The 13,270-nt window shown below is 67.9% G+C and carries 13 protein-coding genes; 7 read left to right on the top strand and 6 right to left on the bottom strand.

Annotated elements, in window-relative coordinates; genetic code table 11:
* The coding region (locus AC1D1G_RS31535; protein ID WP_477955113.1) for a MarR family winged helix-turn-helix transcriptional regulator at window positions 1–290 on the top strand (290 nt) is incomplete at its 5' end.
* Here the strand turns inward: AC1D1G_RS31535 and AC1D1G_RS31530 are convergent.
* From AC1D1G_RS31530 to glsA, 4 genes are all read right to left on the bottom strand, one after another.
* The gene (locus AC1D1G_RS31530) at window positions 287–946 is read right to left on the bottom strand and encodes an SIMPL domain-containing protein (RefSeq protein ID WP_317567526.1); all 660 of its coding nucleotides are present in this window, start codon (window positions 944–946) and stop codon (window positions 287–289) included. The genes AC1D1G_RS31535 and AC1D1G_RS31530 overlap by 4 nt on opposite strands.
* Window positions 943–1,782: an ABC transporter permease gene (locus AC1D1G_RS31525; protein ID WP_477955112.1), complete on the bottom strand. Its 840-nt coding sequence runs from the start codon at window positions 1,780–1,782 to the stop codon at window positions 943–945. Before AC1D1G_RS31525 ends, AC1D1G_RS31530 begins: the two co-directional genes overlap by 4 nt.
* Entirely contained in the window at window positions 1,779–2,741 is a 963-nt protein-coding gene (locus tag AC1D1G_RS31520) for an ATP-binding cassette domain-containing protein (protein WP_477955110.1), read from the bottom strand. Before AC1D1G_RS31520 ends, AC1D1G_RS31525 begins: the two co-directional genes overlap by 4 nt.
* A 99-nt stretch (window positions 2,742–2,840) precedes the next feature.
* Window positions 2,841–4,649, bottom strand: a complete 1,809-nt coding sequence (glsA, locus tag AC1D1G_RS31515) for a glutaminase A (protein WP_477955109.1) — start codon at window positions 4,647–4,649, stop codon at window positions 2,841–2,843.
* Between the two features lie 248 nt (window positions 4,650–4,897).
* Here glsA and dxs point away from each other — a divergent pair, with 248 nt between their 5' ends.
* Window positions 4,898–6,847 carry a 1-deoxy-D-xylulose-5-phosphate synthase gene (dxs, locus tag AC1D1G_RS31510; protein WP_477955108.1) on the top strand — a complete coding sequence of 650 codons (1,950 nt, stop codon included), beginning with the start codon at window positions 4,898–4,900 and terminating at the stop codon, window positions 6,845–6,847.
* 62 nt (window positions 6,848–6,909) lie between these two features.
* Here dxs and AC1D1G_RS31505 read toward each other — a convergent pair whose 3' ends face one another.
* Together AC1D1G_RS31505 and AC1D1G_RS31500 are read right to left on the bottom strand one after the other, a co-directional pair.
* The gene (locus AC1D1G_RS31505) at window positions 6,910–8,307 is read right to left on the bottom strand and encodes a sugar porter family MFS transporter (protein ID WP_280783323.1); all 1,398 of its coding nucleotides are present in this window, start codon (window positions 8,305–8,307) and stop codon (window positions 6,910–6,912) included.
* Window positions 8,308–8,403: 96 nt separating this feature from the next.
* Window positions 8,404–9,420, bottom strand: a complete 1,017-nt coding sequence (locus AC1D1G_RS31500; RefSeq protein WP_477955106.1) for an iron-siderophore ABC transporter substrate-binding protein — start codon at window positions 9,418–9,420, stop codon at window positions 8,404–8,406.
* A gap of 294 nt (window positions 9,421–9,714) precedes the next feature.
* On the opposite strand from AC1D1G_RS31500, the gene AC1D1G_RS31495 reads away from it, so the two are divergent.
* From AC1D1G_RS31495 to AC1D1G_RS31475, 5 genes are all read left to right on the top strand, one after another.
* Window positions 9,715–10,494, top strand: coding sequence for a GntR family transcriptional regulator (locus AC1D1G_RS31495; protein ID WP_477955105.1), 780 nt, complete (start codon window positions 9,715–9,717; stop codon window positions 10,492–10,494).
* Complete coding sequence (locus AC1D1G_RS31490; protein ID WP_005240903.1) at window positions 10,491–10,718, top strand: 4Fe-4S dicluster domain-containing protein; 228 nt, start codon at window positions 10,491–10,493, stop codon at window positions 10,716–10,718. The genes AC1D1G_RS31495 and AC1D1G_RS31490 overlap by 4 nt, the downstream gene beginning before the upstream one ends.
* A 16-nt stretch (window positions 10,719–10,734) precedes the next feature.
* On the top strand, window positions 10,735–12,165 hold the full coding sequence (locus AC1D1G_RS31485; RefSeq protein ID WP_477955104.1) for an ABC transporter substrate-binding protein: 1,431 nt from the start codon (window positions 10,735–10,737) through the stop codon (window positions 12,163–12,165).
* On the top strand, window positions 12,162–13,022 hold the full coding sequence (locus AC1D1G_RS31480) for an ABC transporter permease (RefSeq protein WP_280783328.1): 861 nt from the start codon (window positions 12,162–12,164) through the stop codon (window positions 13,020–13,022). Before AC1D1G_RS31485 ends, AC1D1G_RS31480 begins: the two co-directional genes overlap by 4 nt.
* A partial coding sequence (locus tag AC1D1G_RS31475; RefSeq protein WP_477955102.1) for an ATP-binding cassette domain-containing protein occupies window positions 13,019–13,270 on the top strand: 252 nt, incomplete at its 3' end. The genes AC1D1G_RS31480 and AC1D1G_RS31475, both read left to right, overlap by 4 nt.

Genomic DNA, 13,270 nt, shown 5'->3' with positions numbered 1-13,270 from the left:
CCGCCGACCTGTGCGTCAGTCAGTCCTCGCTGAGCAGGCAGATTTCCGAACTGGTCGACGCGGGATACGTGTCGCGCGCCGCCGACCCCCACGACAAGCGTGCCTCCCGCATTCGGGTGTCGCCGAACGGGATGGACATTCTGCGCGAGACCACCGAGCGCCGGGCCGAACGGCTGCGCGGCATGCTCGAAGGCTGGTCCCAGGAACAAGCACTCGCGGCGGTGACGTCGCTGACTCAGCTCAACGACACGTTCGCCGCGTCGGTCCAGCAGCGGGGCCCGCGGGTCTAGACCAGACGCCACCGCACCCGGACGTCGACGCGCGTCGGCTTCTCGCCGCGTTCGACGGCGATCGGGGAGTCGGCCGCCGCGAACGCCTTCGCGACCGGCCGCGGCGGCACGTCCCCGGTGTCGACTTCCGAGATGTCGAGCACCTCGCCCAGTGCACGACGTGACAGCGAGGCATACTGCTCCGCCTTGGCGAGGGCATCGGCCCAGGCCCGGTCCCGAGCGGACGCCGTCAGCGCGGCAGGGTCGGAGAAGTCGAATTCGAGTCCGCCGAGCCGGATGTCGTCGCCACCCGCGCCGACGCAGGCGGCCACCACCTGCGCCGATGACGACGCGGACGCCCCGGCCTCGCGGACGGTGATCTGCAGCGTCGTCGCGGCGGTGTAGCCGGTCACCTCGCTGCCCCGGCCCTCGGTCCACGTGGTCTCGGAGTGCACGGAAAGGCCGGTGGTCGCGAGGTCGGGCCCCGAGACGCCGTACCCGCGCAGGGTGTCCGTGACCGCCGTGGTGGACCGGGCGACGGCCTCGAACGCATCGGCCACCGCGGGACGTGTCGCGGTCACGGTGACGGTGGCGCGCACGAGATCCGGAATCGCCGACACGATTCCGGATCCGCGTACCGTCACCGATCTCTCGGCGTGATCCGTCGCCACCGTCAGGACTTACGGTTGTACAGGCGCATCGTCAGGGGTCCGAAGATCACCACGAACCCGGCGCACCACCCGAACACGATGGCGAGATCCGCCATCTCCACCGTCCCGGCCATCAGCCCGCGAATGGACGTCACCAGCTTGCTGATCGGGTTGACGCCGACGAACGCCTGCAGCCAGCCCGGCATCGTTGCGGGGTCGACGAAGATGTTGCTGGCAAATGTCAGCGGGAACAGGATGAACATCGACACCCCCATGACCGCCTGCTCGGTACGCATGAGCATCGCGAACATCGTCCAGATCCAGGACAGGCTGAACGAGAACAGCAGCAGCAGGCCGATCGATGCCACCACACCGACGAGCCCGCCGTCCGGGCGGAACCCCAGGACGAGCCCCAGGAGCAGGACGATGATCGAGGCGATCGTGTAGCGGACGACGTCACCGAGCAACGCGCCCACGAGTGGAGACGGACGCCAGATCGGGAGCGACCGGAACCGGTCGAACACCCCCTTCTCGATGTCCTTGTTGAGCGTCAGGCCGGTGTACATGGTGATCATGACGACCGTCTGCACCAGGATGCCCGGCAGCAGGAACTGGACGTAGGCGCTGGTCGAACCGGCCAGCGCACCCCCGAAGAGGTACGTGAACATCAACGTGAACATGATCGGGAACATCGTCACGTCGAACAGTTGCTCGGGGACGTGCTTGATCTTGAGCAGAGCCCGCCAGCCGAACGAGAGCGAGGTGGACCACGCGGTGGGTCTCGCGGGCCTCGGGCCGGGCATCTTCAGGACGTTGGCGACCGCGGTGGCGGTGTCGGTGGTCCGGTCGGTGGTGGAGGTCATGACGCATGCTCCTCGGTGGGTCGGCCGGTGAGGGAGAGGAAGACTTCGTCGAGGCTCGGTTGCCCCAACGCGAATGTGCTGACGGCGATTCCGGCGTCGTCGAGTGCGGGCAGCGCCCGCGCGACCCGGGCCGGGTCGTCGATACGGGCGGTCAGGGCGGCCGGGTCGGCTTCTTCGACGATCGGCACCTCGAGCACGTCCCGCAGCAGCGCCGCCGCGGCGGGACGGGTGGCGATGTCGGTGACCCGCACGTGCAGGGCCCCGGATCCGACGGAGGCCTTCAGTTCGCCGGTGGTGCCCTCCGCGATGACCTTGCCGTGGTCGATGACGGCCACCCGGTCGGCGAGTTGATCGGCCTCGTCGAGGTACTGCGTGGTCAGCAGCACCGTCGTTCCGCCGGCCACCAGCGCGCGGACGATCTCCCACACCTGATTGCGGCTGCGCGGGTCGAGACCGGTGGTGGGCTCGTCGAGAAAGATCATCTCGGGAGTGACGATGATGCTGGCCGCGATGTCGAGCCTGCGGCGCATACCACCGGAGTAGTTCTTCACCTGCCGGTTGCCCGCCTCGTCGAGCCCGAACGCGGTCAGCAACTGTTCGGACCGGGTGCGGGCCGCCGCGCGGGAGTACCCGTACAACCGGCCGAGCAGCAGCAGGTTCTCGCTGCCCGTCAGATCCTCGTCGAGCGAGGCGAACTGTCCGGTGAGGGAGACCTTGCTGCGCACGGCGTCCGGCTCGCTCGCGACGTCGTGGCCCAGCACGGTGGCCGTTCCACCGTCGAGGGGCAGGAGCGTGGCCAGCATCCGGATCGCGGTGGTCTTGCCCGCGCCGTTCGGTCCGAGGACGCCGTACACGCCGCCGAGGGGGACGGCCAGATCCAGGCCGTCGACAGCGTGGGTGGATCCGAACGTCTTGACGAGTCCCRTCGTCTCGATGGCCAGCTTTGTCGCTGTGAGCATTGCACCCTGCTTTCGATTCGAGCGTCGTCGATTCCGAGCCCCCAGCCTGTCCGATTTTTCCGGTTCGGGCAATCGGATTTTCCCGTGGGCGATCCTCGATCAGGGCCGAAGCAGCGACCGCAGTATCACGTCGAGTTGCTCGTAGGCGCCGGCAGCCAGTCGTTCGAGGAGGGCGAGTTTGAGTCCGGGCTCCGTCGCGGCCATGTCGGCATACCGATCCGCGGGGAGAACGGCGACGGTGACCTCGGAGTCGGCGCACACGTCATTGAGAAAGCGTAGGTCCAGCAGCATCGTCATCTCGCCGAAGGTCATGCCCGTCGACAGGGTCATGATCCGGTACACGGCGCCCCCGGAATCGGTGACCCTCATGCTGACCCGGCCCGAGAGGATCAGGAACAGCCCGCACGCCCGGTCGCCTCGCTGGATGATCTGCTCGTCGCGAGCGAACGTGCGGATGTCGAGGTCGCGGGTGAGTCGCCGCAACTGTTCCGGTCGCAGCCCGGTCAGCACCGGATGGTGCGCGACGTCGATGGTCGCCGGCTGGCGAAGGGCGGCGCAGTGCCGATCGAGGAGGGTGTCCTCGGACCACTGCAATGCGGCTTCGAGGTCGGCGAACACCCGGCCGCCCGCACCGGTGAGATCCGAATGCGTGTAGCCGAGCAGGGCCGCGGGATCGACGAGGGCGACCGCGCAGCCGCGACGGGTGAGTTCGTCGCGCAGACTCTCGAGCATGCGGCGCGCGATGCTGCCGACGTCGTCCACCCGCCGCACGTCGACCACCACGACCTCGAGCTCGTTCTCGACCCCGCCGATCTCGCGCACCGCGGACTCCGCGCCGGCGAAGAGCAGGTCCCCGTGCAACTCGTAGATCCGGCTGCGCTTGCCGACGTCGTCGAGGGCGGCCCGCTCGGCGGGAGTGCGCCGCATCCGCGACGGACTGTCGACGACGGAGTACGTGGCACGGATCGCCGACCGGGCGGCGCGGGTGACGTGCAGGAAGTGCAGCTCCAGGTCGTTCGACAGGGCCCGGCACGCCTCCACCCCGCGCACGCTGTTCCCGTGCGCGTCGAGGCGCGGCGAGTAGACGGCGATGCCGATCTGGYCCGGCAGGACCGCGACGATGCCGCCGCCGACGCCGCTCTTGGCAGGCAACCCCACCTCGTACACCCACTTGCCTGCGGCGTCGTACATGCCGCACGTCGACATCACGCTCAGGACGCGCTCGACGAGGGCCGGTTCGAGAACAGTGTCCCGGGTGACGGGGTTGACGCCGTTGTTCGCCATCGTCGCGGCCATCAGGCTCAGGTCCCGGCACGTCACGTCGATGGAGCACTGGCGGAAGTAGAGATCGACCGCCTCGTCGGGGTCGCCGGTGATGATGTCGAACGAGCGCAGCATGTGGCCGATCGCCCGGTTGCGGTGCCCGGTCCGTGACTCGGACTCGTACACCGACCGGTTGAACGTCAGGTCCCGTCCGGCGTACCGGGAGTACGCGGCCCGGATCCGTTCGAACCTCGAGTCCAGGTCCGGGCCGGCCACCAGCGACGCGGCGGTGATCGCCCCGGCGTTGATCATCGGATTGCGTGGTCGCTCCGTCCGCGGGTCGAGGCTGATCTCGTTGAACGGTTCCCCGGACGGTTCGACGTCGATCTTCTCGGCGACCGCGTCGGACCCGCGGTCGGCCAGCGCCAGGGCGTACGTGAACGGTTTCGAGATGGACTGGATGGTGAAGGGCAGGCGGGTGTCGCCGACCTCGTACACGTAGCCGTCCACTGTGGCGATGCAGATTCCGAACGAGTCGGGGGCGACGGCGGCGAGTTCGGGAATGTAGTCGGCGAGCTCGCCGCTGCGGTTCTCCCGGGTCGCGGCGAAGACTTTCCCGATCAGCGCGTCCACGACGGTGCTCATGAGTCGACCCTAGAGGCTGTTCACGACGCTGTCGGGTGTTCCGCGGGCCCGTCCGGCGGCACAATTGTGTGAAGCCGGTCACGGTCGTGGCCGGGATGCCCGAGGACGAGCCCGCGATACCGGGCCGCACCGGCCCCTACCGTGTGTCCCGCACTCCGGCGGCTCCGTAGACTGGTTCCACTGTGACGTGACACGAAGCCACGGCAGAGGCACGCAAGGCCGCGTGCATCACGGAGGGAGCGATCTCGTTGGGTGTTCTTGCCCGTATCCAGACGCCTGACGATCTTCGTCAGCTGAATTCGGCGGAGATGAAGCAGCTCGCCGCGGAGATTCGTGAGTTCCTCGTGCAGAAGGTCGCGGCGACCGGTGGTCATCTCGGCCCCAACCTGGGCGTCGTCGAACTGACCCTCGCGTTGCACCGCATCTTCGAGTCGCCCGCCGACCCGATCATCTTCGACACGGGCCACCAGGCGTACGTCCACAAGATCCTCACCGGTCGCAAGGACGATTTCGACTCGCTCCGCAAGCAGGGTGGCCTGTCCGGGTACCCGTGCCGGGCGGAGAGCGATCACGACTGGGTCGAGTCCTCGCACGCATCGGCGTCGCTGTCGTACGCGGACGGCCTCGCGAAGGCCTTCGAACTGACCGGTCAGGACCGCCACGTCGTCGCCGTCGTGGGTGACGGTGCGCTGACCGGCGGCATGWGCTGGGAGGCCCTGAACAACATCGCGGCAGGCAAGGACCGCTCGGTGGTCATCGTCGTCAACGACAACGGTCGTTCCTACGCACCGACCATCGGTGGTCTCGCCGACCACCTCGCCGCCCTCCGCCTCCAGCCGGGATACGAACGCATCCTCGACAGCGGCCGCCGGATGGTGAAGAAACTTCCCTGGGTGGGTCGGACCGCCTACTCGGTCCTCCACGGCATGAAAGCGGGCCTCAAGGACGCCGTCGCCCCGCAGGTGATGTTCACGGACCTGGGCATCAAGTACCTCGGACCGGTCGACGGACACGACGAGGCCGCGCTCGAATCCGCGCTGCGCCGCGCGAAGGCGTTCGGTGGCCCGGTCATCGTCCACGCCGTCACCCGCAAGGGCATGGGTTACGCGCCCGCCGAGAACCACGTCGCCGATCAGATGCACTCGACCGGCGTGATCGACCCGCTCACCGGTAAGGCGACCGGGTCGGCGTCCGCCGACTGGACGTCGGTGTTCTCGGCCGAGCTGATCGATCAGGCGAGTCACCGGCAGGACATCGTGGCGATCACCGCGGCGATGGCGGGCCCCACCGGTCTCGCCGCGTTCGGCGAGAAATACCCCGACCGGATGTTCGACGTCGGGATCGCCGAGCAGCACGCCGTCACGTCGGCGGCCGGCCTCGCCCTGGGCGGCCTGCACCCGGTGGTCGCGGTCTACTCGACGTTCCTCAACCGCGCGTTCGATCAGCTGCTGATGGACGTGGCGTTGCTGAAGCTTCCCGTCACCCTCGTTCTCGACCGAGCGGGTATCACCGGCAACGACGGCGCCAGCCACAACGGCATGTGGGACATGTCGCTGCTGGGCATCGTCCCCGGAATGAAGGTCGCGGCTCCCCGCGACACCGCCACCCTGCGGGAGGAACTGGACGAGGCGCTGGCCGTCGACGACGGCCCGACCGCGCTCCGGTTCCCGAAGGGCACCGTCGGCGACGACGTACCCGCGGTGAGCCGCCTCGACGGCGTCGTCGACATCCTTCGTGCCCCCTCCGGGCGGAACGACGTGCTCATCGTGTCGGTCGGCGCGTTCGCCGGTCTCGCGCTCGCCGCGGCGGAACGCCTGGAACAGCAGGGCATCTCGGCGACTGTCGTCGACCCGCGGTGGGTCCTGCCGGTCCCGGAGTCGCTGGTGAAGCTCGCCGAGGACTACACGATGGTCGTCACCGTCGAGGACAGCGGACTGCACGGCGGTGTCGGTTCCACCGTGTCCGCCGCGCTGCGGGCGGCGGGGGTCGACGTCCCCTGTCGTGATCTCGGTGTTCCGCAACAGTTCCTCGACCACGCGTCGCGCGCGCAGATCCACGCCGAGCTGGGCCTCACCGCGCAGGACGTCGCCCGGCAGATCACCGGATGGTTCGCCGGCCTCGGGAACCTGCGCCCCGAGCAGCAGAACGGCGTCGTCGCCGACCTCGATGCGCAGCGCGCGGAGAAGCAGCAGGGCTGAGCCGTTGCACAGAAATCCGGCCGAATCACAGTGTGATTCGGCCGGATCCGTATGTGCCTGGGTCAGGTGTGCATCTCCTCGAGCTCCATCCCCTTCGTCTCCCGGACCTTCGACCGGACGAAGAAGAACGACAGCAACGCGAAGAACGCGAACAGCCCGTACAGGAACCACAGCCCCACCGAGCGGGTGAGCGGCGGGAATGCCAGCGTGACCGTGAAGTTCGCGATCCAGTTCGCCGCCGTGCTGATGCCGAGTGCGTAGGCGCGCATGTTGTTGGGGAACATCTCGCCCAGCATCACCCACATGACCGGGCCCCAGGTGGAGGCGAAGAAGATCACGAACAGGTTGGCGCCGATCAGGGCGACCGCCCCCCACGGGCTGGGGAGCACGACGTCGTCGCCGCTGCCCGTCGCCTGGGAGAAGGCGATTGCGGCCATGAGCAGGCTCACGAACATGCCGAGCGAGCCGACCATGAGCAGGATGCGCCTGCCGATCCGGTCGACGAACAGGATGGCGACGAACGTCATGCCCACGTTGATGATCGACGTGATCACCGACGTGGTGAACGACTCGTTCTCGGTGAAGCCCACCGACTTCCAGAGCGTGGTGGAGTAGTAGAAGATCGCGTTGATACCCACGAACTGCTGGAAGATGGCCATGAAGATGCCGACCCAGACGATGGGCTGCAGCCCGAACTTCGGGCCGCGAATGTCGTCGAACGACGCCGTCGATTCGTGGCGGAGGGTCAGCCGGATCTCGGAGACACGCTCGTGCGGGTCGACTTCGCCGGTGATGTTCGCGAGGATGTCGGCCGCTTCCTGATCGAGGTGCTTGCCGACCAGGTAGCGGGGTGACTCGGGAATGAGCAGGGCGAGAATGCCGTACACGACCGCGGGGACCACACCGACGATGAACATCCAGCGCCAGGCCTCGAGGTTCAGCCACAACTCGTTGGAGGCGCCGCCCGCGGCGTTCTGCAACACCGCGTCCGACAGCAGCGCGGCGAAGATGCCGAGAGTAATGGCCAACTGCTGCAGCGACGCCAACGCGCCGCGGTAGCGGGCCGGCGCGATCTCCGAGATGTACGTGGGCGCAATGACCGACGCGATACCGATGCCGAGACCGCCGAGGACGCGCCACAGCATCAGGTCGGGGACGCTGAACGCGAGACCCGCTCCGAGCGAGGACACGACGAACAGCACCGAACCGAGCAGCATCACTTTCTTGCGGCCCCAGCGGTCCGCGAGGCGACCCGCAAACCATGCGCCCACAGCACATCCGAGCAGTGCGATCGCCACGGCGAAGCCCGTGAAGAACGATCCGAGTTCGAAGTGGCCCTGAATGGAGTCGACGGCACCGTTGATGACCGAGCTGTCGAAACCGAAGAGAAATCCACCGACCGCGGCGGCGACGGTGACGCCGATGACCTTCGCGGTGTGTCTTTCGGACATCTGCGTCATCGCATACCTGCTTTCGGCGAGCGTTCCTGATGCGGGCACAGCGGAAATTTGTGTCTCGAATCACGCTACGCCCGACACCGCCTGTCAGGCGGGAGTTCAGGCACCCGCTTTCGTGGCGGCCTCGCTCAGCTGAGGTGTCAGCTTGTCCAGAAGCCACGGGGTCGCGAGAACGCTGGTCTGGCTGAGCCCCGAGATGATCTTCGTGTCCGACAGCGCGACCGCGGTTCCACGCCCGATGGCACCGAGATTCGCGTAGGCCGGGTTCGCGGCAACGGTCGTGTTCTCCGGGACGAACGCGACCACGACGTCGGCGTCGACATCGGAGATGTTCTCCACGGAGATGTCGGCGAAGAACTTGTCCGGATCATTGGCAGCGGCCAGCTTCTGCACACCGGGAGACACGGTGAACCCGAGCTGGGTCAGCACCTGGACGCGGGGATCGGAGGGCATGTAGACGTTGACCGTCGCGGCGTCGGTGTCGAAGTTGATCACCGAGATCGTCTTGCCGGCGAACTCGGGGTGCGCGGCGGCGGTCTGAGCGAGGGTGTCGTCGAGACCGGCCACCAGCTGCTCCGCCTCGGCGCTCTTGCCGAGTGCCTGTCCGACCAGCGTGGTCTGGTCCTGCCACGTGGTCTGCCACGCCTTGTCCGGGTACGCCACCGTGGGGGCGATTCCCGACAGCTTCTCGTACGTCGCCTGGTCGAACCCTTCGTACGGGGCGAGCACGACATCGGGGGCCAGCGAGGCGACGCCCTCGATGGGGGTGGACGTGGCCGTGTCGAGCAACGTGGTCCGGGACGGATCGAATCGGTCCTGCAGCCAGGGCATCACACCGTTCGCCTCGGCGCCGTACGTGTACTTCGGCATGCCGACCGGTGTCTCGCCGAGCGCGTAGACGACGTCCTGGGCGTTCCATCCGAGCGTGACGATACGTTCGGGTGCCCCGTCGAGGGTGGTCGATCCGAACGTGTTCTCGATCGTGACCGGAAACCCTTCACCGGACGCTTCCGTGGTTCCTCCGTTGTCACCGGACGAGCACGCGGCGAGGAAGAGGGACGAACTAGCCACGGCGAGTGCGACTGCGATCTGACGTCTGGCGGTGGGTGCGAACACGGCAACGACTCCTTCGGGACGAAAACAGAAGGTAAGCCTAACCTGGACTCGAGTGCTCCCCGGGCGGACGTCGCGACTTCGAATCACCCTGATTGAAACTTCCCGGCCCGGCCCGGCCTGGCGCATTTCCGGGTCGTTGCCGGGTTTTGGCTGGTGAGGCGGCTCGGGCCCGGCGCGGACCCGGCCGATTCGCGGGGGCGCCCCGAGCGGCGGTTCGCGGCGACTCCGGGCCCCGCCGACTGCCGTTAGCGTTTGTCTTCGTCCAGCTCACACGCACTATCGACGAAGGAAACCATGGTGGTGAATCCGACTCCCCTCCTGACGGCGTCGCGCAGTTCCCGCGCGGACCATGCGCGCAGATTCGCCGACCTGCTCCGCCAGCAGATCCACGCGGACTCCTTCGCCGAGCGCGGATTGCCGTCGGAATCGGAGCTGGCCGCCGAGTTCGGTGTGTCGCGCAATGCGGTACGCGACGGACTGGCACTGCTCAAGCAGGAGGGGCTCATCGACCGGGCCCCGCGGGTGGGAACCCACGTGGCGYAGCGCAAGTACGACCACGGTCTCGACGCCCTCCTCGGGCTGAAGGAGACTCTGAAGGGGCACGGCGACGTCCGCAACGACGTCCGCGCCGCCCTGGAGATCAGCCCGCCACCTGCCGTCGCCCGCCGCCTGCAGCTGGAGCCGGGCGAACCCGCCGTCTACATCGAACGGGTGCGGTACCTCGGCGACCTGCCGCTCAGCCTGGACCTCACCTACCTCGTCCCCGACATCGGAGCCGAAATCCTCGGTCACGACCTCGAAACCAACGACGTGTTCGCGCTGATCGAGGAAGTCTGCGGTCAGCCCCTCGGCTCCGCCGATCTGGCGATCGAATCCGTAAACGCCGACGCCCATTCCGCCGCGAACCTCCAGACGCCCGAGGGTGCGGCGCTCCTGTTGCTCGAACGCCTCACCCGGCTCGTCGACGGACGTCCCGTCGACCTCGAATACATCCGCATGCGCGGTGACCGAATCACCATGCGCAGCAGCCTCGTCCGCCGACCCGACATCACGAACTGGGAGCTCACCTCATGACCTTGGTCAATCAACGAGCAGACGTACCCGTCACCATCGACGAGTCGCTGTGCATCGAGGGCTGCACCCTGTGCGTCGAGATCTGCCCGCTCGATTCGCTGGCCATCAACCCGGAGAACGGCAAGGCCTTCATGCACGTCGACGAATGCTGGTACTGCGGTCCCTGCGCGGCCCGCTGCCCGACCGGCGCGGTCACCGTGAACATGCCGTACCTCCTCCGCTGAGCGAAAGACCACCCAGATGAAGCGACGCTCTTCCACCCTCGCGATCGCCGCCGCGGCACTGACCCTCGTGGCCACGAGTTGCTCCCTCGAACCGTCGGCCGACAACGGTGACGCGGTCACGCTCGTGATCGGGTACCAGTCCAAGACGATCAACACCGTCACCGCCGGAACGCTGCTGCGCGCACAGGGATACCTCGAACAACGCCTGCAGGACGTGACGGAGCAGACCGGGACGAAGTACTCCGTCGAGTGGCAGGACTACGACACCGGTGCGCCGATCACCGCCCAGATGGTGGCCGAGAAGATCGACATCGGATCGATGGGCGACTACCCGATGCTGATCAACGGCTCCCGCACCCAGGCGAACCCGCGCTCGAAGACGGAGATCGTCTCGGTCACCGGCTACAACCCGAACGGCGCACTGAACATGGTGGTGGTGCCGCCGAATTCACCGKCCACCACACTCGGCGACCTGGCCGGCACGAAGGTGTCCGCGAGCGTCGGCTCCGCAGGCCACGGCACCCTCGTCCAGGCCCTCGACCGCGCCGGAATCGACCCGGGCACCGGCGTCGAGGTGCTCAATCAGCAGCCGCAGGTCGGATCCTCGGCCCTGGAATCCGGTCAGGTGGCGGCGCTGTCGCAGTTCGTCGCCTGGCCAGGGCTTCTCGTTTTCCAGGACAAGGCCAAGCTGCTGTACGACGGCGCCGAACTCCGAACCCCGACTCTGCACGGTGTGGTGGCCCGTGAGGCGTACGCGGACGAACACCCCGAGGTTCTCGACGCGTTCCTCCGGGCACAGCTCGACGCCACGCGGTTCGTCCAGACGCAACCGCTCGAGGCGTCGCGGATCGTGGCCGACGCGAGCGGCCTGCCCCAGGAGGTCGTGTACCTGTACAACGGCCCGGGCGGCACCTCGTTCGACACCACGCTCAAGCCGGGCCTGATCGGTGCGCTGAAGAACGATGTGCCGTACCTGAAGTCGATCGGCGACTTCGCCGACCTCGACGTCGACGGCTTCGTGAACGACGCTCCGCTCCGGTCCGCGTTCGAGGCCGACGGGCAGGACTACGACGCCGCGCTTGCGTCCACGGCCAACCCGACGTCGGTCACCGGCACCGATCCCGTGTGCGCCACCGCCCCGGGCGATCCGGCGCTGGCCGGGGAGGTCTGGTTCGACGGCGCCACCGAGACGCAACCGGCCGCGAACCCGACGTGCCTGCTCCGGGCGGTGAAACAGGCCCGGGCCGAGGGCCGCACCGTCCGCGCCGCGTACGTCCCCGACGCCGAACTGGGCACCCGGTGGTTCGCCGACAAATCGGTGTGGGTGCGCGACGGCGACAACTTCCTGCCCTTCACCACCGGTGCCGCGGCAGACCGGTACCTGCGCGCACACCCCACGGGCGCCGTGATCACGTACGACCGCGCGGTCGAGGAGGTGCGGCAGTGACCACCCTGCACCAGCCGACGGTCCTGGTCGACACCGAAGTCGCTGCCGAAGAACACGATCCGGCATCGACGCGCCGACGAACCTCGCCGTGGCGGTCACGCCTCGTGCGGATCACGTCCGTGATCGTGGCGATCGTCGCATGGCAGGTGCTGACCGCCAACGACGTGCGGGTGTGGTTGCGGTTCGACACGCTCCCCACCGTCACCGACGTCGTGTCCGCGTTCGGTACCCAGCTGCAGAGCGACCTGTTCTACCTCGACCTCGGGCAGTCGCTGATTCGCATCCTCAGCGGATTCGGACTCGCGACGGTGGTCGGTGTGGCCACCGGAATCGCCCTCGGCAGATCGGAACTGTTCGCCGACGTCCTCGGTCCGCTGACGGAGCTCGCACGTCCGATCCCTGCCATCGCGGTGGTGCCCGTCGCGATCTTGCTGTTCCCCAGCGACGAGGCCGGCATCGTGTTCATCACGTTCGTCGCCGCGTTCTTCCCGATCATGGTGAGCACCCGGCACGCCGTCCGGGCCCTCCCGACATTGTGGGAGGACTCCGTGCGCACGCTCGGGGGCGGACGCTGGGACGTGCTGTCCCGAGTCGTGCTGCCCGGAATCCTGCCGGGCGTCTTCGGTGGACTGTCCGTCGGGATCGGGGTGGCGTGGATCTGTGTKATCTCCGCCGAGATGATCTCCGGCAGGCTCGGAGTCGGGTACCGCACCTGGCAGGCGTACACGATCGTCGACTATCCCGGCGTCTTCGTCGGCATGATCACCATCGGCATCCTCGGTTTCGCGACGTCCGGCGCAGTCGAACTGCTCGGCAGGCGCGTCACCCGCTGGCTGCCACGAGGGGAGCGCGCATGACCGCCACCGCAACAGCGTCCGTTCCCGCCGGCATGGCGCTGGTCCTCGACGACGTCACCCTGTCCTACACGGGGAACCCCGTCATCCGTTCGCTGTCGCTGACCGTGGTTCCCGGCGAGATCCTCGTGCTCACCGGACCTTCGGGGTGCGGCAAGTCCACCGTGCTGCGCGCACTGGCCGGTCTGCTGCCGCCCGATTCGGGCCGCGTCGTCGCCGACGGCGCGGCGGTGGAATCGACGTCGCGGGAC

The sequence above is a fragment of the Rhodococcus sp. P3_B8 genome (genome assembly GCF_056402775.1).
The sequence above is the reverse complement of the archived record's forward strand: the minus strand, read 5'-3'. Positions and strand labels throughout refer to the sequence as shown.